This window comes from Halobacillus salinus (assembly GCF_004684905.1).
Taxonomy (GTDB): domain Bacteria; phylum Bacillota; class Bacilli; order Bacillales; family Halobacillaceae; genus Halobacillus; species Halobacillus salinus.
In genome coordinates this window covers 1000434-1020866 of record NZ_SRJC01000001.1, presented here as the reverse complement: position 1 = coordinate 1020866, position 20433 = coordinate 1000434, and the positions used below count along the sequence as shown (strand labels likewise).

Genomic DNA, 20433 nt, shown 5'->3' with positions numbered 1-20433 from the left:
TGGCGGAAGTAATTCTCCAAAAAAATCCCCTGAAGTCTATGACTTCAGGGGATTTATACGTTACTTGATGATATTGTGGATCAGTGTTGGTTTTTCAACTCGTTCACCGGAAATTGTGTAAGCTTCCATAACTTTATCTACAGAAGCCTGGGCAGCCTCTTCATCACTGTGTAAAATGACAAGCGCTTCGCCAGCCTTCACTTCATCACCAATTTTCTTATTCAACGTAATTCCAACGCCGTGATTGATTTGGTCCTCTTTCGTAGCACGCCCTGCACCAAGGTACATAGCAGCAATTCCGATGGACTCCGCATCAATCTCAGAAACGAATCCGTCTTTATCTGCTTTCACTTCAATGTCGTATTTCGCTTGAGGTAGTTTATCTAAATCATCGATCATAGACACATCTCCACCTTGAGCTTCAATCAGTGTGCGCAATGACTGGAACGCTTTACCGTTTTCAATATTTGCTTCCAGTGCGCTATAGGCTTCTTCGTAACTTGAGAACACTTCAGCAAGTACAGCCATATGAGAAGCAATTTCAAGGGAAAGTTTACGCAAGTCTTCTACGTTCTTACCTTGTAAAATTTCCGCTGCTTCGCGAATTTCATTGGCATTCCCGACCTCATAACCAAGAGGTTGGTTCATATCACTAATAACCGCTACCGTATTACGTCCGAGGTTATTTCCGATATTGACCATCTCACGAGCTAAATTCTCGGAATCCTCCAAAGTCTTCATGAACGCTCCAGAACCTGTTTTCACGTCAAGCACGATGCTGTCCGCACCAGAAGCCAGTTTCTTACTCATGATTGAACCTGCGATCAGCGGAAGAGAATCAACTGTCCCTGTTACATCACGTAGAGCATACAGCTTCTTATCGGCTGGAGCTAAATTTCCAGTCTGACCAGCTACCGCAAGTTTATGAGTATTGACATTTTCGATGAATTTTTCTTTCGTCATTTCAATTTCAAGACCTTTAATGGATTCCAGCTTATCAAGCGTTCCTCCTGTATGGCCTAGTCCGCGGCCAGACATTTTGGCAACAGGTACACCAACAGAAGCAACAAGAGGTCCCACGATGAAAGTGACTTTATCGCCAACTCCTCCAGTTGAATGCTTATCTACCTTTTTACCATGGATAGCAGACAAGTCAATCGTCTCCCCGGAATCTACCATAGCTTGAGTCAAAGTAGCCGTTTCCTCAGGTGTCATACCTTGGAAATAGATCGCCATTGTCAGAGCAGATGCTTGATAATCCGGAATATCACCTTTTGTATAGCCATCTACAAAAAATTCGATTTCTTCCTTCGTTAACTCTCCACCGTCTCTTTTCTTTACTATAATGTCGTACATTCTCATGTCTATCACCCTTTACGTATTTATGCTGGAAGTGTCTTAAGAAGTTCTTTTACAAAGCCGAGGAAATCCTCACGAACTTGTGCTGTTGTTTCGATGACTTCGTCGTGCGTCAAAGGCTGGTCCAAAATACCGGCTGCCATATTAGAGATACAAGAGATTCCTAATACCCTGATTCCAGCGTGGTTTGCTACCATGACTTCCGGAACAGTAGACATACCGACTGCGTCTCCACCAAGGGTACGAAGCATACGGATTTCAGCAGCTGTCTCATAAGCTGGTCCAGTATTACCTACATACACTCCTTCTTGAACGTGCAAATCTAAGCGCTTAGCACTTGCCTTTGCATGTTCAACAAGCGCACGATCATAAGCCTCTGACATATCTGGAAAACGTGGTCCAAGATTATCGTCATTTGGTCCGATCAGCGGACTATCGCCCATATTGTTAATATGATCAGTAATGACCATCAAGTTACCAGGTTCGAAAGATTCATTAATACCACCCGCTGCATTGGTCACGAAGAGTGTTTCAACCCCAAGCTGCTTCATAACGCGAACAGGGAATGTAACTTGCTCCATCTTATAGCCTTCGTAGTAGTGGAAACGACCTTGCATAGCAATCACTTGTCTACCTTCGAGTTCTCCGATAACAAGTTGTCCTTTATGTCCGGATACTGTGGATTCAGGAAAATGGGGTATGTCACTGTAAACAATAGTCGTTGGATTCTTTATTTCATCTGCCAATACCCCTAGACCTGATCCTAATATCAAGCCTACAGTCGGCTCTATATTCATTTGTTTCTGGATAAAGTCAGCTGCTTCCGTTACATGAAATTGATACATATCCTCTCACCTCTTATTTAATGTCTTTTAGGAAACTCTTACCATGTTCAGGATTCTTGATAGAGAAATTCTCAGAAATCGTTGCACCGATGTCTGCAAAAGTCTGGCGTTGATCAAGCTCTGTTCCTGCTTCAATTCCTTTATGATAAACGACCAACGGAACTAGTTCTCTTGTATGATCTGTTCCATGATGGACCGGATCATTACCATGGTCAGCAGTAATAATTAACAAGTCATCATCTTGCAATTTATCTAGTACCTCAGGAAGCCGCTCATCATATGCTTCAAGCGCTTCTCCATAACCTTGGGGATCTCTACGGTGTCCGTATTTCGCATCAAAGTCAACCAAATTCAAGAAATTCAATCCATTGAAATCTTGGTCCATTGATTCAACTAACTTGTCCATACCATCCATATTATCTTTAGTACGGATCGCTTCTGTTACGCCTTCTCCGTCATAAATGTCAGAGATTTTGCCTAGTGCAATTACATCATAATCTTCATCTGCCAGTTCATTCATCACAGTACGTCCGAAAGGTTTCAACGCATAATCGTGACGATTCGACGTACGTTCGAACTCGCCAGGTTTGCCAATGAATGGGCGCGCGATAACACGACCAACCATATACTTTTCATCACGTGTGATTTCACGGCAGAACTCACAAATTTCATATAATTCCTCAGGAGGAATAACTTCCTCGTGGGCGGCAATTTGCAAGACAGAATCCGCTGAAGTGTAAATGATCAAGTCGCCTGTCTCCATGTGGTGCTCGCCATAATCCTTAATGATTTCCGTTCCTGAAGCAGGCTTGTTTCCAACAATCCCACGTCCTGTTTTTTCTTTGATCTGATCAAGCAGTTCGTCAGGGAACCCTTCAGGAAACGTTTGGAATGGCTGGTCGATGTATAGACCCATGATTTCCCAGTGACCAGTCATGGTATCCTTCCCGTTAGAAGCTTCTCTCATCGTAGTAAAGTGAGCCTTCGGTTGATCGGCAGGTTCAATACCCTTGATCGCTCGAATATTACTTAAACCTAGAGCACCCATGTTCGGCATATTAAGTCCATTCATATGGTCAGCAATATGTCCGAGCGTATCGGCCCCTTTGTCATTAAATTGTTCTGCATCAGGTGCTTCACCTATCCCTACAGAATCCATTACAATTAAAAATACTCGCTTAAATGGTTTCATTTAGACGATCCCTCCTAAGTGTTAATTTCCCAAATCAGCGAAAAATTACGCTTAATTGACTAGTTGTAGGATGTCAGACAACTAGAAACATAAAAAAGTGCTTATGCTCGTGGATGGAACGAGCGATAAACATCTTTTAATCGTGTTTTACTTACTTGTGTGTAAATCTGGGTTGTGGAGATATCGGCGTGACCGAGCATCTCTTGTACAGCACGTAAGTCAGCTCCGTTCTCCAATAAATGAGTGGCGAAGGAGTGCCTCAACGTATGCGGTGTGAGTTCTTTGGAAATACCTACATCACGAGCAACCGCTTTCAGTATCTTCCAAAAACCTTGCCGGGACAGTCGATTCCCGTGATGGTTCACAAATAATTCATCTGTTGCTTTCTGTTTCACAAGCTGTGATCGCCCGTAATCCAGATAATACTGCAGTGCTTCTTTCGCCATATCTCCAAGTGGGATGATCCGCTCTTTGGATCCCTTTCCTAAACAGCGCACGAACCCCATAGATAAATGCAGGTCCCCCATCTTCAGAGAAACCAGTTCACTTACCCGCAAACCAGTAGCATAGAGCATTTCAAGCATCGCTTTGTTCCTTGAAGTCAGTGGATCTTTTGCAGAGATACTCAGCAGCTTGTCCACCTCTTCAGAAGACAGTACTTTGGGAAGCTTTCGCTCTTTTTTAGGAGTCTCTATATGTAGACTCGGGTCTTGACTGGTTACTTTCTCGCGAATAAGAAACTGATGGAAAAGACGAACAGAAGACAGTAAACGAGCAATTGTTGCGGTTGATCGACCCTTATCATTCAAAGAATACATAAACTTCATAATATGTGTTCTACTGACAGAATCCCAATCCGTCAGCTCAATCTCTTTTTGTAAAAAAGTTTGATACTGGGTTAAATCTCGTGAATACGATTGAATCGTATTAGGAGATAGTCCTCTCTCAACCGTAAGATAATGAAAGAAATCTTGCAAAGCGTCATTCATTGTCATTCTACTCCCCCAGTTGGAAAAACATCGACAGCCTTTCCGTCCAGTCCAGTTCAACTGGTTGATAGACCTTAACAGCTGTACCTTTTGGCGGATCGTAGCGATGTTGTCGTTCGTACTCATGATGTACTACCCGCAGAGCGGCATAAAAAATGCAGGTGCATATCGTGAATACGATGATGACTTTCGTAACATCCTGTAAATGAGCGCGTATTGAACTCATACAACGGCCTCCTTTTACATCTTTCTTCTTGTAAAAGGATATGCCCAAAACAGGTCCATCTATACATAAAACCTGCCTTCTACGTTAAACGTACACGATTTATATTCGTTTGTAAATCCCTTTCATTGTTTTACCTAATGGAATTTCAAACCGGCAAAGTTATAGAATAGAAATTAAAAAAGCCACTATGTATATCATAGCGGCCTATTAGCACTTAAGATGATTGTTTTGTTGATGTGGCCGCCACTGCTTGCTTTTGACAAACCTTACAAATACCATGGAAGGTTAGGCGGTGGTCTTTCACTTCAAATCCCCATTGATTTTCAACGATTTTTTCAACGTCTCCGAGTAGATCTTCTTCGATTTCTTCTACTGATCCGCATTCTATGCATACTAGGTGATGGTGAAAGTGTTCCGCACCTTCTTTACGCAGGTCATAGCGAGATACGCCGTCACCAAAATTGATTTTGTCAACAACTTTTAATTCGGATAACAATTCTAATGTACGATAAACGGTAGCCAAACCAATTTCAGGCGCTTTCTCTTTTACGAGGAGGTACACATCTTCAGCACTCAAATGATCGGTCTCGTTCTCTAACAAAACTCGTACCGTTGCTTCCCGTTGCGGGGTTAACTTATAACTCTGAGAATGGAGTTGCTTTTTAATTTTGTCTATACGATGTTCCAATGAATCGTCCCTCCCTCGCCTCTAATACTTTTTTCATTATAATCAGAGACAAAACGAGTGTCAAATTATAATAATTCTAATTTGCGAGGTAATAATCATTACAACTTGAAAATGATTATCACTATTTCTTTATTTATATATCCATCGTAACACATATTCAAGCATTGTATTAGAGAAAAATACTTCGATAGTCGAAGAAATCATCAGAATAAGTAACAATACGCCAAACATGAGACTGTACCTCACGAGCCCTTGCAGTATTGGTTGGTGTACTCTTTTCACAAATAACTGCTTACATAGTGTCAGGGAAAATATTAAAGCGAGCGAGCCTGCCAGTAAGTAAACCGGAATAATAATAACGTTTTGTGGAGCAATGGACGCAGATGAAATGAAAAGGCCGTACCACCCCATCTGATTGACCAAAAACCCGACAGAAAAACCTACAACCAACCCTTTGATGAATAGCAAGACAGTAATGATCGGCATCCCGATCACTGATATCCCAAGCAAAAAAAGAAGCAGCATGTACTTGGTATGGTATAGCATACTATCTTTCCATAGTGTAGCCTTACTGACACCTTCTGTATTGACAGACTGCTCGAAAAATTGTTTTAAGTAAAAGAATAGGTCCTGTTTCTGTACAAAGTTCATGCTGTTAACAATCACAGCTCCGAATATCATTCCCATAATAAAGAGGACAAAAATGAACACGAAAATGTTCATGTGGCTCTGCATATCCCTTTTAGCTAAATTTACTCCTTGCGGCATTCTTCCCCACCCTTTCTTCTAACAGGTCTATCACCACTCTATGAGAAAAACTAAAAAAATAGACCAGTCTTCTCTCATTTCAGAAGGATTACCTATTAGAGGGTTGAACTAATAGAAAGGATGACACTGTTTAAGAGACTAGAAAGAATGTGTTGACTTCTCATGACTTCTTAATGGATGAACCGAGAAGCAGCTAAAAGGATCTTAAATATCTATGGATCCGTACTTACCTCCACCTCCTGCTTTTACCGACAGCCGACCTGCCCTCATCCTATTCAGAATTTCCAAGGACTTTGCCGGCATGAAAGCTTCCAATTCTACTGTCGAGGCTTGATGGACAACATTCATCTCTGAACCGAATCGATCAATTAAGCGTTGGTATGTTTTTTTACCGATACCAGGGATAGAGGATAAAAGCACTTGGTGAATGTACGCAGGTCGAGCTCTATTCTCTTTACTGGCAGATTTCAGTTCTTCTATCCTATCGTAAACGCCCTTTACAATTTTCTTCGAATGACAATATGGACATGTTGCCTCTCCCAACGAAACAGCTTGAAGACAGTACGCACAAACGGTCTTGTGATATTTGCCCATTCTCGGATCAAGACCGTAGTTCGCCAGCACCCCTCTTCCTTGTTCCTCACGCATCACCTTACTCAGTTCCAGAAACGAAGGCTTCTCCATTCTGACTTTTTGATATTCCCTCGCGAGATTACCTAGAGAATGCGCATCTGAATTCGTCAAATACGTGTAACGTTCAAGCTCTAAGATCTTATCAGCCATAGCTGTGTCCGCACTCAATCCTAGTTCTACAGCGTCGATCATGCGTGGATCAAACACTTCCTCAAGAGATCTTTTGACACCTTTTCCATACATACTCTTAAAGGGTGTGAAGATGTGTGCCGGTACAAACAACCCTTTGTTCTGGTTTACGTACTCCTGAAGCTCAAGACCTGTTCCGTAGAATCTCTGTGTGCTCAAGCTTACATTCTTCATCTTCTTAGAAAGCCAGTCACTAAACTTCTCCATATCCTTCAAGTATGGAAAATAGCAGAGCACATGAATAGGACCTTTACACAAAGCATCATATATTTCGATTTCTGATCCCAACACTAATAAAGTATTCTCATATACAATTCCGCCATCGTCCTGTTCCATAGCTTCCCCACTTGCTAGCAAGGATTTTATTTCCTTGATGACGGCAGGGGACTGGGCATCAATGACTCCGACAAGGTCTAAGCCTTTTGTACGGCTTGCTTCTTTCACAATATTTGTTAGTGTCAGCGACCTGGCCCCGGTAATCTTCACCGGGCGCCCTTCCCTATCCCTACCTACGTGGATATGTAAGTCTGCAAAATAGGACTTCACTTCTGTCCACGAAGCTTCCAAAATAAGAGAGCATAAGCCGTTTTCGCGTCATGGATCCGTTCTTCTTTTTCCATTTCTTCCGCTTCTTCTAAGCTCAACTCCATCAGTTCAACGAATTCATCTTCATCACCAGCTGGGCTCTCTTCTAATCGATGCAACTGATCTGTGAAATAGAGGTGAACGATCTCATCAGCGAATCCAGGAGAAGTGTAGAAGGAAGTTATCTTTTCAAGTTTCTGCGTTGTATAACCTGTTTCCTCTTCCAGCTCTCGTAATGCACATACTTCAGGTGATTCACCTGGTTCAAGCTTTCCAGCTGGTATTTCAACCATACTTTTCTCCATCGGTTTCCGGTACTGCTCTACAACAACAAGTTTCCCTTCATCTGTGAGCGCAATGACAGCAACTGCCCCAGGGTGTTTAATAAGCTCTCGTTTAGAGGTGTTCCCATCGGGTAAAGTAACACTATCGACCTCAAGGCGAACAATCTTCCCTTGATAAATCGTTTCTTTTTCGTACGTTTTTTCTTCGAATTTTTTCAATTCCTGTCATCCTCTCTCCTACAATTTCTATCATCATTTTACCATAGGAGTGGATGAATCAATGAACGATTCGTTATGCTTAATGAAGAAAGGATGGTTGTATGAACAAAAGACAGTTAGGGAAATCAGATCTATATATATCCGAGATAAGTTTGGGGTGTATGTCCTTAGGAACAGATAAAGAAAAGGCGAAATCGATTATCGACCGAGCGCTAGATGCTGGAATCAACTATTTGGATACGGCAGATCTTTATGATTTTGGTAGAAATGAAGAAATCGTCGGAGAAGCTATTAGCGGTCGCAGGGAAGATCTAGTCATTGGAACGAAGGTAGGAAACAACTTCACAGCTGGTCAAGAAGGCTGGACATGGGATCCTTCCAAGGAACATATAAAGGAAGGCGTCAAAGAAAGTCTTGCCCGCCTGGGAACAGACTACATTGACCTCTATCAATTGCACGGTGGGACTATTGACGATCCGATGGACGAATCAATCGAAGCATTCGAGGATCTCAAAAAAGAAGGGTTGATTCGAGAATACGGTATCTCTTCCATACGACCGAACGTGATTCGCGAATATGTGAAAAAATCCAATATTGTAAGTGTCATGAGTCAATATAGCGCACTTGACCGACGACCTGAAGAAGAGGTACTCGATCTACTTCATGAAAATAATATCAGCGTGTTGGCTCGAGGGCCACTCGGCAAGGGCATCCTATCTTCTAACGGAGTCGATGTAGCGGGTAAGAAAGCGGACGATGGTTACCTCACTTACTCTTACGAAGAAATTTTAAATATCGCCAGAAAATGGCAGGATCTAAAGAATGACCGCACACCAACTGCCATGGCCCTCCAGTATGTGCTCCACCATCCTGCTGTTGCAACGGCTGTCTTTGGAGCAAGTTCCATGAGACAATTAGAAGACAACCTATCCTTTTTAGAAGCAGCAGAACTCAATGATGAGATATATGAACAGTTACAAACACTGACACAAGACATTCAATATGATAAACACCGCTAAAAAAGAAGTCTCCCTTCCATAGAAGGGAGACTTTCCTTATTGCTTCCAAGTGTCTTCTAACACTCGAATCCAATTTTTATACAAAACCTGCTTTAAATCCTCTTCCGACAAGCCTTCTTCCCTGAGCCGATCCACCAAACCTGGTACGCCAGTAACATCACGGATAGATTCAGGTACAGTCGCTCCGTCGAAATCCGATCCTAGTGCCACGTGATCGACACCGATCCGGTCTATAATATAATGGATATGTTTCGTTATCGTGGTAAGAGGAATATCAGCATCCATCGCTCCATCTTCCCTCAGCATGTTAACCACATAAGATACGCCTATCACTCCATTGGAGCGACCTATTGCATCGATTTGATTATCTGTCAGATTCCTCGAACTTTGGCATAGTCGGTGGACATTAGAATGTGTCGCTACAATGGGAGCTTCAGAAAGTTCAACGACGTCCCAAAAACCCTTCTCATTTAAATGGGAGACATCAATCATAATCCCTAACTCGTTACACTTTCTAACAAGAGCTTTGCCTGCTTCTGAGAGTCCTTCTCCTATATCTGGCGTCGATGGAAAATGATAAGGGACACCTGTTGCAAAATCATTTTTTCGACTCCAAACAAGTCCAAGCGACCTCAACCCTGCTTCATAATAAACATCTAACGAGTGGAGATCTCGGTCGACCGACTCCGCTCCCTCCATATGTACAATAGCACCAAACCGCTCCTCGGTCAGACACTCTTCTAGTTCCACAGTTGTTTTAACCCGTGTGAAATAGCCTTTAGAATGCTTTTCGACCTCAATAATTTTAGATAATAGTCGATTCGTAATGGCCTGACTTCTCTCTAAGGGAAGCGGATCGGGCAGCGGAAACTTATATCCCTTGTCCGTCTTGTGTTCTGAAAAATCCGGCATTCCCTCAAGCCCTTGACTGAACATCGCAAAGAACCCTGCTCCGAGGGAAGCTTCCTTAGCTCTTGGAAGATCGATGTGCGTTTGATCATTGCCGTCCAGGAAGGCCTCAACGGAATCTACTCGTAAAATGGTGTCATTATGTCCATCAATCCATTTATACATCTACTTTTTCCTCCAATTTGATCGTTTTCACCTTGCATTTGGTGATTAATATCATTATACCGTGTTTTGTTTTTACATTTTAGTGGAAAATATTTCGACATCACACGACAGGTTACGTGCTATTTATACCCTGCCAAAAGACTCTTGCACAACGATTCGACAGATTAGTAGGTAATTTTCATTATGTGTGCAATTTGCCACGATTCATGCTGAACAAAAGATGTTTACCCATCATGAAAAGACGGTATATGCTATATAAGCACAGAAGAATATCGTCCTTTCGTCATGGCCTGTTCATCAAACCTTTTTAGGAGGCGTGAAGAATGAAAATCCAAGCAGGTATTTGGTGTAAACTGACAAGTCAGGATAAGATGATTTTGTTGAAAGGGATCAGCAAGGATTCTGTCGTTAAGAAGAGTGCCTAGTCAGGTCATGATGAATAATGGACTACCCATAAATGAACCGGCCATATAAATAAACCTAGCTAATGTGAGGTTAGGTTTATTTGTCGTTTTTCATCATTTTTGTTTACATAATCATAATATGGTCTACTTTATTTTTTTCGTAATACGAAATAAATCTGTTGATTCTTCGGATCGAATCAGCGTATAATGATAAAATTGATTGATATACATACGATTGGAGGACAAAATTCATGACGCAATCGAGCTATAATAAAGTCCTTATGTCTGCTCTATTACTCGCAGGTTCTTTTATCACTATATTGAACCAGACATTAATGATTACTGCCATTCCACCTATAATGGAGGAAATGAATATTTCTGCCAATAGCGCTCAGTGGCTCACTACCGTTTTTATGCTTGTCAACGGCGTAATGATCCCTGTTAGTGCCTTTCTGATAGAGAAATTCACAACACGTCAATTGTTCATTGCAGCAATGAGCGTGTTCACTTTGGGTACGGTGATGGGGGGATTGGCTCAGAACTTCGGATTTCTACTGCTCGGGAGAGTAGTCCAATCAGCGGGTGCAGGGGTGATGCTCCCCTTAATGCAGACTGTGTTTCTCATGATTTTCCCAGTCAATAAGCGCGGTGCTGCTATGGGTTATATCGGTCTTGTCATCTCCTTCGCACCTGCGATAGGTCCTGCACTTTCTGGATATGTGACTTCTAATTATTCATGGCGATTGTTATTCTGGATTGTTCTTCCTCTCGGACTGATGATTATTGCCCTTGCTTACTTTGTACTAAAAAACGTAACGGAACTATCGAATCCAAAAGTAGATCCGATCTCAATCGTCCTTTCTTCTATAGGCTTCGGAAGTCTTTTATACGGGTTCACATTAGCTGGTAATATCGGCTGGGGAAGTTTGTTTACGATCGGCACGCTCGTTCTAGGAGCTGTGGCGCTTACTGCCTTCATTATGCGGCAATTGAGAATGAGCCATCCGATGCTTGAGTTCAGGGTTTTCAAATATCCGATTTTCGCCATCACGACTGTCATTGCCATGATAGCCTTTCTTGGGTTAATAGGTGCAGAGACGCTTGTTCCTTTATATATGCAGAATATGCGTGAATTCAGTGCTTATGAATCAGGTTTAGCTCTATTACCTGGGGCAGTCATCGTTGCCTTCATGTCTCCGATCACAGGTAGAATTTTCGACCGAATCGGAGCTAGGTTACTCGGAATCATCGGATTGTCCATCATCACCGGAGCTTCGGTTGCGTTCTCCTTTCTGACGATAGAAACTACATTTTGGACCATTACTATTTTGTATGCAATAAGGATGTTCGGCCTCTCCATGGTCATGATGCCTGTTACAACGGCAGGGTTGAATCAATTACCGAAAAAGTTGATTCCACATGGAGCAGCGATGAGCAACACGATGAGAATGGTCGCGGCTTCTGTAGGTACAGCGATTCTTGTCACGGTTATGACCACCACTGAAGAAAGTGCTAAGAGCTCTCCTGCAATCGAGTACCCTGGGATACATGGAGTCAATATCGCATTCATGGTCGTAGCAGGACTCTCTCTAATCGGGTTGATTTTAGCTGGTTTTGTTAAAAAGACATCACCACCAGAAGAAGATACCCCAGAGGAAACGGTCGAGGACAAACAGCTGAAAGAAGCATAGAACTTAATAGGAATAAATAAACGCTCAGGATTCGCTTTCCTGAGCGTTTTCACGTCTTTTCACTTCTAAGTGGAAATCTCCTATCACCTCATCACTGTCCAATACAGTGACGGTGATGCCTCCTTCTTCAATGAATGTGATTGGTTCCATACGATAAACAGATTGAATTGGATCAACGTCCCCTCTGACTGTAATAGTAGATAAGTCGATAGCAGCTCCCTTCAAATCTCGGGTTTGTTCTTCCCCAGACGGGTACTCGATAATAAGTTCTGCTCGACTAAGATCGACCTTATCCCAAGATACGAAGTTCATGTCCAATTGCTCTCCCTTATACACTAACGTCTCAGAATAGTATCCTAACTCGCCAATGTCACCAAACACTGTGTAAGGTTCCCCGTCCACTGAAATATCCAAGAAAGGAGGCTGATAAGTAAGTTCGTAGTAAATTCCATATGATAGAAAGGCAACAGTAGCAATAGACAATATTACCATAAGCCTCTTATATGTTCTTGATGTGAAACTGCTCATCATCGCTGAGAAAGTCGCCAGTTTATCAGCAGCTACCAAAACAATCAGTACTATGATACATACGGAACCAAGCACAATATATACCAAGATGTCTTCCCCCTCTCTTGTTTATTACGATGGAGACTAAAATTGAAAAACCATGTATTGGGTGAACAAGTAGCCTCAACGGAGAGTACTAATGCACGTTTACTAAAATACCCGATCTACAGAAAAGTCCTCCAGTCTAATAATAGGCTCTATCCCTTGAACAATCTTCGAAACTTCTGATCCGATAAACGGGCCGCTTGTCAGTCCAGATGCACCAAGGCCATTTGCAAGAATTACATTAGGATGCTCTGGTATTCGACCGATTGCCGGGATAGAACCTTTAGTGAAGGGTCGGAACCCCACTTTCGTTTCAAGGTAAGTCGCCTCTCTTAGGCCAGGTGAAACGGTGAGGGCCTTCTCAAATAATTCGTGAATCGCTCCTGCCGTCACCCTTGTGTCAAAGCCAGTCCCCTTCTCTTTTGTCGCACCAATCACGACTCGACCACCATCGAATCCTAATTGATAGTGACCATACGGAGGAAGCAGCACAGGCCACTCTTCAGTATTGTATTGTGGAAGGCTGACGTGGACAATTTGGGCTTTTTCGAAGGTTGTTTTTACTTTGATTCCAACTTGTTGAAACAGTTCTTTAGACCAGGCACCGTTTGCCACCACCACTTCATCACATGGGAGTACTTGGTCTTTTACTCGAACACCTTTTACTGTTTGATTCTCTTCATACAAGGAAGCATCTCCATGAATCACATTTGCTCCGTAGCGTCTAGCAGCATTCAATAACGCTCGATTCAATGCTCCACCATTTACCCGGGCTCCGCCACTTATATGTAAAGCACGATAGGAATCATCCAAAACCGGGAACATCTCTTTCGTTTCACTTGGTGATAGTTTCGTTATATCCCCCATCTCGGGTGCTTCTTCTCTCCTCTTCCATGCCAAGTCATACTTCTTAGCTAATTTTTCATCCGTATCAAAAATATTTATTGCACCGACGCGCCGATATCCGGTCTCCTTCTCACCATCTGCTTCTAACGCTTCAATCAGCCCCGGGTAGTACCGAGCCCCTTGTAGCACCAGTTGGTACCAGGCTTTATTGCTTCGGTTCGTCAGCCATGGACAAACGATTCCAGCCCCTGCTTTCGTTGCTTGTCCTTTCTCATTGCGATCGACAACCGTTACGGAAACCCCGTCTTTAGCTAAATGATAGGCTGTTGAGGCACCTAGAATGCCTGCACCGATAATAATGACTTGTTTCATACTTCACACCTTCTCTAATTGATACTGTTGATTGTACACGGAGAATCTTGAGGTAACAATAGTTACGTCAGTTGATTCGAATAGTAGAGAAGTGCACGTTCATATTTTTTTACATCCGGATCACTCGTTGTACTTAAGAGATCTTGAAGCACTGTTTTCAAAGCATCTCCTTCTTTTTTATTTGAAAACAATATTAACGACTTGAATATGGATAATGGACTATATGTAGGGAACTCCCTCAAGCCTTTGTTCGCGGTATCCAGTGCTCTTTCGTGTAGTCCCAGCACATGATAACTACTTGCTAAACAAACATATGTATCTTTCTTCAATTCTTCTCTTACTCCACAATCCAATGCTTGTCGATAATATCTGACCGCCTCTTCCTCATATCCGAGCGCGTCATGGCACTGTGCCAAGTGGTGATAGAGATCTCCTTTTTCTCGTTCTGTCTGATGAAACAATGCTTCTTTTAGTTTTTCTATTAATTTGTGATACTTGCCTGCTCTTTTTAGCTCTTCTATATCCTTTATTTCTATCATTTAATTCTCTCCTAATAGGTTCACCAGATAAGTGAATTCACGGACATCTTCTGCACATTCTTCTAACCCTTTCTCCCAAAAGTCGGAAGTAGCTATGTCTTCTTCGAAATACCTACGAACTAAATTCTCGATTGTGTCTTTTCCGGAATTTTTGAGTAGAAGTCGAAAATCTATCCCAGCCCCCTCTTCTTCTTGTTTTCCCTTTGCTATACAAGCAAGAGATATGAGATATCCCATTGTATAGGGGTAATTATAATAAGGTGAATTTGTCATATAGAAATGGGGGACCAGGGCCCAAAACCGTGATGGAGGGTCGACCAACGAGCCCTGATAGGATGCTTCCCAAGCTTGCCTCATAATAGAGTCGGTCTTATCAATCTCTATAAACCCTCTCTCCCTCTCCTCTTCAAAAGCTCGTTCAAAAACAAACCTTGAGCGTATGTTCATGAAGTTCATCACACTTCGTTTGAGTTTCTCATCCAGTAGAAAGAGTCTGTCTTTAGGATCAGTCCATTCCTGCATGGCCCCTTCCAACACAGCAAGTTCAGCAAATATGGAACTCGTCTCAGCCAAAGGCAGTGGAGGTGTCTGATGCAGTCCCTGCTCCCCATTTAATTGTTCATTATGAAAAGCATGTCCGAGCTCATGAGCAAGCGTTAATATATTCGTGAAGCTTCCGTCAAAACTAAGGTTAACCCTTGATTCTCTTGTCTTTGGAAAATGTATGCAGGAAGCAGCGAACGATTTAGATGGACGATTTTCTGCATCAATCCATCCTTTTTCTATAGCATCTTCTGCAAACGCTTTTAGTTCTTGACTGACCTTTCCAAATTGGATGAGGATGAATGATACTGCTTCATCATATGTAAAAGTAGATTTTCCAATAGAAAGTGGTGCCCAAAAGTCATACGCTGCTAGCCGTGACTTTCCCATCCACTCTGCCTTGGCATTTAAGTAGGCCTGAAATACTGGCTGGTAAGCGTCCACTCTCTCCCACATAGCTTGAACACTATTGTCTTTTACATGATTGTTTCTAAGAGATGCTTGATAATGATTCATCCCGTCTAACCTTTTGCTTTGTTTCACCGCAAAACCGATAGAATGGTTAAGTATCCGGTTGATTACGTCTCCTTCTTCTTTCCAGAGATTCTCTAAAGCATAGAATGATTCTCTCCTGATCTTCTCACATGGATCAGAGCGGAGCTGCAACACCTGCCCTACAGACATTCGTTTTTCATGAAACGGTACGCTTAGTTTGCTGATATATGTATGATAGAAATCTCCCCAAGCTTTCAGTCCGTCGACTTGTAAGTCATTCAATAAATCTTCCTCTTCCTTTGCTGCTCCATTACTTCTTCTCCACTCTTCTGTTAAAAGGATATAATCTGACATTCCTTCAGCCTTCAAAACTTCATTGAATTCGTATTCTTCAAGGCATGCTAACTTGCGTTTTAAAGTAAGCTCCATCCGGTTGTATTCTTCTATTACTTCCGTTGAAACAGAACGGAATGCAGGTAAGCGGTTGTGCTTTCCTTGGATACGCACCCAAGAAGTAATCGATGAAAGCTGATTGACTTCCATTCTCAAATCAGAGCATACATTAAACGTTTCCATACAATTTCCTGCTGAAACACCTTCTTCTTCAAACTTAGTGATCGCAACAGCTATCCTATCTTTAACTTCATCTGCATGTCTTGTAAAGGAAGTTAATTTTATGGTTTCTATTTTGTACTTCATCTTCGCACTCAACCTCCCTTCTACTTTTTTCGACAAAGTGGTACTTATTCCCTTTTATACTTGTAATAGAAAACAAAAAAGCTTGAGTCTTTGGTTAGACTCAAGCTTTTCTGCATTTATTCATTCTCAATGTAAGCATATTTGAACGTATAATCAGGTCCCATTGCATTAGGCGTTACGTTCTTGACGTAAGGCTTCCAAAGCTGTGCATGAGCACGTTGATAGAGAGGTGCCAAAACGGCATCTTCTTTGATCAACAGCTGTTCTGCTTTAAGGAAAGCATCGAATCGCTCGCCAGGTTTTTGAGCTAGTTCATTTGCAGCTTGGCTGATCAAGGAATCGTACTCTTCACTAGCGTATCCAGTCTTATTGTTTCCACCACCTGTCACCCACAGGTTCAAGAATGTGTTCGGATCAATATAATCTGGACCCCAACCATAGTTCTGCAAATCATAGTTCATATTCGTATCACGCTCTAGACGGACCTTGAATGGTACGCTTTCTAGTTTAACAGTCAAGCCTTCCAGCTGTTCAAGCTGAGCTTTTAAGTAAGCATCAAGGTTTTTCGAAACTTCTGTGTCTCCACCTAAGAATCTCAGTTCAGCTGTTTCGATTCCAAGCTCCTGCTTTGCTTCTTTCCATAGCTCTTGTGCTTCATCTACATTTGTTTCAACAAGATCTGCATTCAATTCCGTAAAATCTTCACCCGTTTCAGGATGTTCTACAAAGTCACTCGGCATAATACCATCCGCAACGACTGATCCATTATTCAGAATGACATCCACCATGCTTTCACGATCGATCACTCGTTGGATCGCTTTACGTGCTTTCAAGTTGGATAGAACTTTGTTTTCTTGGTTCATCTTAAGGAAGAAAGTAGTTGGGGCTTTCTCTACTTTAAACTCACTCGAAGAGCGATATTCATCGACGAATTCAGAAGATAAGTTCACCGTATCCACGGCATCTGTCTGGTACAGGTTCACGGCAGAGGCTACGTCTTTTACGACTTTTACTGAGATCTCATCCAACTTCACATTCTCTGCATCCCAATAATCCTCGTTCTTCTCAACTGTCCAGCCAGCACCATGATCCCATTCAGTCATGACGAAAGGACCGTTTGAAAGAAGATTCTTTGCATCAAGAGCATATTTGTCACCCTGCTCCTCAACAAAAGCCTGATTTAACGGAAGAAATGTACCGAATGCCGTCATCGATAAGAAATACGGAGTCGGCTTCTCCAATACTACTTCGAACGTATAATCATCAACAGCACGGACACCTAGCTGATCTACTTTCATATCCCCTTTTGATACAGCTTCGGCGTTTTTGATAACTCCATTCATCATATAAGGACCATACTCTGAACCTGTTTCTGGGTCAACGGCGCGTCTCCAGGCAAATACGAAATCATCAGCTGTGACTTCATCACCATTCGACCACTTTGCTCCCTCACGAAGATTGAATGTCCAAGTCAATCCATCTTCACTCACCGTATGTTCTTTTGCCATACCTGGCTCCGGCTGACCGTCATTTCCGAGACGATATAGACCATCTTTCGTTGAGCCTAGCCACTGTGAGGCGATTGCATCTATAGTCAGAGAAGAGTCCATGGACGGTATCTCTGCTGTTTCTACCAATTGGATTTCTTGCTTCATTTCCTTATCAGTGCCTTCAGTGGCATCTGTTTCTTCTGATCCACCTCCATAACACGCTGTGAGAAGCGTGCTTGCGAGAAGCAGTAAACTAAGTATTAACCATTTCGTGTGTCTCAAAAAATAACCTCCTAGGTGTTTTTGTATGTTTGTGACAAGCACACGAATGTCATTATACATAGTTGAATAATTTTTAACAAAAGTCAGTCAAATCTGATTAAACAGAAAAATTAGGTAAATAAACCTTCCAAGAATGCGTTTTCACAACTTATTATTCATAGTTTCATACAGATAAAACAGTATAAATAATTCAGATTGGTTGATAGAGAAATTAATTCCATTTATTTGATTCTTTTTAACCAGTTCTCAATCCCCCCTGCAATAGACGTGGAAATCTCAACTTATTAAACAATGACTCTGCTTAGTGTAATCCCTAAGATCAACCCACCAACACCTAGAAACAGAATTGGTTCTATTGATTTGGACTTCTCGGTATAGAGAGTAATCCCATTTAGAATCATATATAGCGAGAGAAATAAAAACACATAGAAGAAAGCAGATATGTTGGTGGTCACTTGGATGAGTGCGAATAAAACAGCTATAAAGAGCGTGAACACAGATAATTTATTGACTATTCTAATCATCCTGTCATCCGCTCTTCTGCTTGAAGGGTAAAAACAAGATGATTGAAGTGGGTTATGTATTCATCTGCAAAAGCACAAGAATATCGGTCATTCACCTTCCAGTAACCCTTCATGCCTACATTCTGTGCACCGGCAATGTCGTTTTCGGGATGATCACCTACGAAGACACACTTTTGAAATGGGACTTCTAAACGATTACTTGCCCGGCTGAACAGATCTGGTTCTGGTTTTTTCATGCCTTCTGTTTCAGAAATGAGAATACAATCGAAGTAGGCTTCTATTCCTAATGCCCGGATATGCGCGCTTTGCATTTCCGAGGTACCATTTGTTAAAACCGCTAACTTGTATCGACCATACAACCCGTCTAACATCTTATGTACACCATCATAAGCAACACAATAATGCTTTAAACCAGTCTTGTACTCATTCAACAACAGTTTTGCATTCTGCAGCCAATCGAATTTTCTTTGTAATGTATCATATACTTCTGATTTCGATACATACCCACCTTGGTCAAGCTCCATGAACAACTCCACAAAGCATTCCTTCTCATCTATGTGTGAAAAATGACGGTCGTATTGATCAGTAAGAAACCTTCGTAGTGTCGCATCACGATCGAGTAATGTACCATCCAGATCAAATATAACGGCTTCCATACTCTCACCTCCAGTTTCTGTTAGTTTAATCCAAAATCATGGTAGAAGAAAGTATTTTTTAGAACATTCTTTAAATTCACACTTCATCTGTCTTCCTTACTCTCTGCTAAAATAGGAATTAACGCGAAACCTAACAAGTATGTTAAACGTATAAACAGAAGTAGCCTGGTACATACAGATGACAGGCATAGAAAGGGGTAAAAAAGATGAACAAACGAATTGCCGCAAGTCTTATTGCAGCTGCTGTACTCGTTATAGGTATCTTCTTCAGCATAGTCGGAACGTTTTTCGGCAGCCAAATGGATGATTCCACCTCCGTGTTCGCTTCTAACCAAGCGCCGGAGGAAAAAATAGTAGAGAACGGCTCCCAGTCCAACCGGATTGCCAGAGTCAACATTGAAGGTCCGATTGTCAGCTCTCCGACATCCGGATCGAATCCATTCAACAGCGGTGGTTATCAGCATGAGTTAATGATCAAGAAGCTTGAAGCCATCAAGGAGGACTCTTCTATCAAAGCAGTTCTCTTATATGTGAACTCCCCAGGGGGAGGAGTGTATGAGAGCGCTCAAATCCATGAACAGCTGAAAGAAATAAAAGAGACTGGAAAAACAATATATGTCTCCATGGGTGGAACTGCCGCTTCTGGTGGATATTATATCTCTGCTCCTGCTGATCGTATTTTTGCATCAAAGGAAACACTGACAGGATCGCTTGGTGTTATTATTCAGAGCATCAATTATCAGGAGTTGGCTAATGAGTATGGCGTTAAGTGGAATACATTTACCAGTGGTGAATTCAAAGATATCCTAAGTCCCACAAAGCCAATGTCAGATGCTGAGAGGGAGATTATTCAAGGTCTAGTAGATGAATCGTACCAACAATTCGTCAATATCATCGTCGAAGGCAGAGACATGTCTGAAAGTGAAGTACGCGAGCTTGCAGACGGACGTATTTATTCAGGAAGTCAGGCTGTCGATAACGGCTTGGTGGATGAAATAGGCTTTACGGATGATGCTTTGGAAGCTTTGAAAGAACAAGTAGGCGGCAACCCACAAGTATTCGAATACCGTAACAGTGTCGGAGATTTCTTCTCTTATTTACCTTTTGCGAAGAGTTTCATGCCTAACAGTGACATTCAGCTTGTAGAAGAACTTATTCATAAGCGTCAAGGACCGACCCTTATGTATATGTATGAATAGGAGGGATTCTT

At 42.0% G+C, this 20433-nt stretch carries 20 protein-coding genes; 3 read left to right on the top strand and 17 right to left on the bottom strand.

Annotated elements, in window-relative coordinates; all coding sequences use genetic code 11:
• Positions 1-60: 60 nt before the first annotated feature.
• From E4663_RS05575 to E4663_RS05535, 9 genes are all read right to left on the bottom strand, one after another.
• Positions 61-1362: a pyrimidine-nucleoside phosphorylase gene (locus tag E4663_RS05575; protein WP_079479886.1), complete on the bottom strand. Its 1302-nt coding sequence runs from the start codon at positions 1360-1362 to the stop codon at positions 61-63.
• Between the two features lie 20 nt (positions 1363-1382).
• Complete coding sequence (locus E4663_RS05570; protein ID WP_135326915.1) at positions 1383-2204, bottom strand: purine-nucleoside phosphorylase; 822 nt, start codon at positions 2202-2204, stop codon at positions 1383-1385.
• A gap of 13 nt (positions 2205-2217) precedes the next feature.
• Positions 2218-3396 carry a phosphopentomutase gene (gene deoB / locus E4663_RS05565; protein ID WP_135326914.1) on the bottom strand — a complete coding sequence of 393 codons (1179 nt, stop codon included), beginning with the start codon at positions 3394-3396 and terminating at the stop codon, positions 2218-2220.
• A 101-nt stretch (positions 3397-3497) separates the two neighbouring features.
• Complete coding sequence (gene xerD, locus E4663_RS05560) at positions 3498-4385, bottom strand: site-specific tyrosine recombinase XerD (protein WP_135327573.1); 888 nt, start codon at positions 4383-4385, stop codon at positions 3498-3500.
• 7 nt (positions 4386-4392) lie between these two features.
• A complete protein-coding gene (locus tag E4663_RS05555) occupies positions 4393-4611 on the bottom strand; it encodes a YqzK family protein (RefSeq protein WP_079479883.1) in 219 nt (72 codons plus the stop codon).
• Positions 4612-4825: 214 nt separating this feature from the next.
• Complete coding sequence (gene fur / locus E4663_RS05550; protein WP_079479882.1) at positions 4826-5299, bottom strand: ferric iron uptake transcriptional regulator; 474 nt, start codon at positions 5297-5299, stop codon at positions 4826-4828.
• A 129-nt stretch (positions 5300-5428) separates the two neighbouring features.
• The gene (spoIIM, locus tag E4663_RS05545; protein ID WP_079479881.1) at positions 5429-6067 is read right to left on the bottom strand and encodes a stage II sporulation protein M; all 639 of its coding nucleotides are present in this window, start codon (positions 6065-6067) and stop codon (positions 5429-5431) included.
• Between the two features lie 204 nt (positions 6068-6271).
• Positions 6272-7456: an endonuclease Q family protein gene (locus tag E4663_RS05540; protein WP_241657114.1), complete on the bottom strand. Its 1185-nt coding sequence runs from the start codon at positions 7454-7456 to the stop codon at positions 6272-6274.
• Positions 7432-7977, bottom strand: coding sequence for an NUDIX domain-containing protein (locus tag E4663_RS05535; RefSeq protein WP_135326913.1), 546 nt, complete (start codon positions 7975-7977; stop codon positions 7432-7434). The genes E4663_RS05540 and E4663_RS05535 overlap by 25 nt, the downstream gene beginning before the upstream one ends.
• A 101-nt stretch (positions 7978-8078) precedes the next feature.
• Here E4663_RS05535 and E4663_RS05530 point away from each other — a divergent pair, with 101 nt between their 5' ends.
• Positions 8079-8996: an aldo/keto reductase gene (locus tag E4663_RS05530; protein ID WP_135326912.1), complete on the top strand. Its 918-nt coding sequence runs from the start codon at positions 8079-8081 to the stop codon at positions 8994-8996.
• A 36-nt stretch (positions 8997-9032) separates the two neighbouring features.
• Here the strand turns inward: E4663_RS05530 and E4663_RS05525 are convergent, their stop codons facing one another.
• On the bottom strand, positions 9033-10070 hold the full coding sequence (locus tag E4663_RS05525) for a dipeptidase (protein WP_135326911.1): 1038 nt from the start codon (positions 10068-10070) through the stop codon (positions 9033-9035).
• 655 nt (positions 10071-10725) lie between these two features.
• Between E4663_RS05525 and E4663_RS05520 the strand changes: the two genes are divergently transcribed.
• Positions 10726-12165, top strand: coding sequence for a DHA2 family efflux MFS transporter permease subunit (locus tag E4663_RS05520; RefSeq protein WP_079479876.1), 1440 nt, complete (start codon positions 10726-10728; stop codon positions 12163-12165).
• A 24-nt stretch (positions 12166-12189) separates the two neighbouring features.
• Here E4663_RS05520 and E4663_RS05515 read toward each other — a convergent pair whose 3' ends face one another.
• The 7 genes from E4663_RS05515 to E4663_RS05485 form a co-directional block, all read right to left on the bottom strand.
• Positions 12190-12780, bottom strand: coding sequence for a hypothetical protein (locus tag E4663_RS05515; RefSeq protein ID WP_135326910.1), 591 nt, complete (start codon positions 12778-12780; stop codon positions 12190-12192).
• Positions 12781-12882: 102 nt separating this feature from the next.
• Positions 12883-13995 carry an NAD(P)/FAD-dependent oxidoreductase gene (locus E4663_RS05510; protein WP_135326909.1) on the bottom strand — a complete coding sequence of 371 codons (1113 nt, stop codon included), beginning with the start codon at positions 13993-13995 and terminating at the stop codon, positions 12883-12885.
• A 62-nt stretch (positions 13996-14057) separates the two neighbouring features.
• The gene (locus E4663_RS05505; protein ID WP_135326908.1) at positions 14058-14534 is read right to left on the bottom strand and encodes a tetratricopeptide repeat protein; all 477 of its coding nucleotides are present in this window, start codon (positions 14532-14534) and stop codon (positions 14058-14060) included.
• Positions 14535-16271: a M3 family metallopeptidase gene (locus E4663_RS05500; protein ID WP_135326907.1), complete on the bottom strand. Its 1737-nt coding sequence runs from the start codon at positions 16269-16271 to the stop codon at positions 14535-14537.
• Between the two features lie 116 nt (positions 16272-16387).
• Complete coding sequence (locus E4663_RS05495; RefSeq protein ID WP_135326906.1) at positions 16388-18043, bottom strand: peptide ABC transporter substrate-binding protein; 1656 nt, start codon at positions 18041-18043, stop codon at positions 16388-16390.
• Positions 18044-18327: 284 nt separating this feature from the next.
• Positions 18328-18567, bottom strand: a complete 240-nt coding sequence (locus E4663_RS05490) for a hypothetical protein (protein ID WP_135326905.1) — start codon at positions 18565-18567, stop codon at positions 18328-18330.
• A complete protein-coding gene (locus E4663_RS05485) occupies positions 18564-19223 on the bottom strand; it encodes an HAD family hydrolase (protein WP_079479869.1) in 660 nt (219 codons plus the stop codon). Before E4663_RS05485 ends, E4663_RS05490 begins: the two co-directional genes overlap by 4 nt.
• Before the next feature lie 206 nt (positions 19224-19429).
• On the opposite strand from E4663_RS05485, the gene sppA reads away from it, so the two are divergent.
• Positions 19430-20422: a signal peptide peptidase SppA gene (gene sppA, locus E4663_RS05480; RefSeq protein WP_135326904.1), complete on the top strand. Its 993-nt coding sequence runs from the start codon at positions 19430-19432 to the stop codon at positions 20420-20422.
• Positions 20423-20433: the final 11 nt, after the last annotated feature.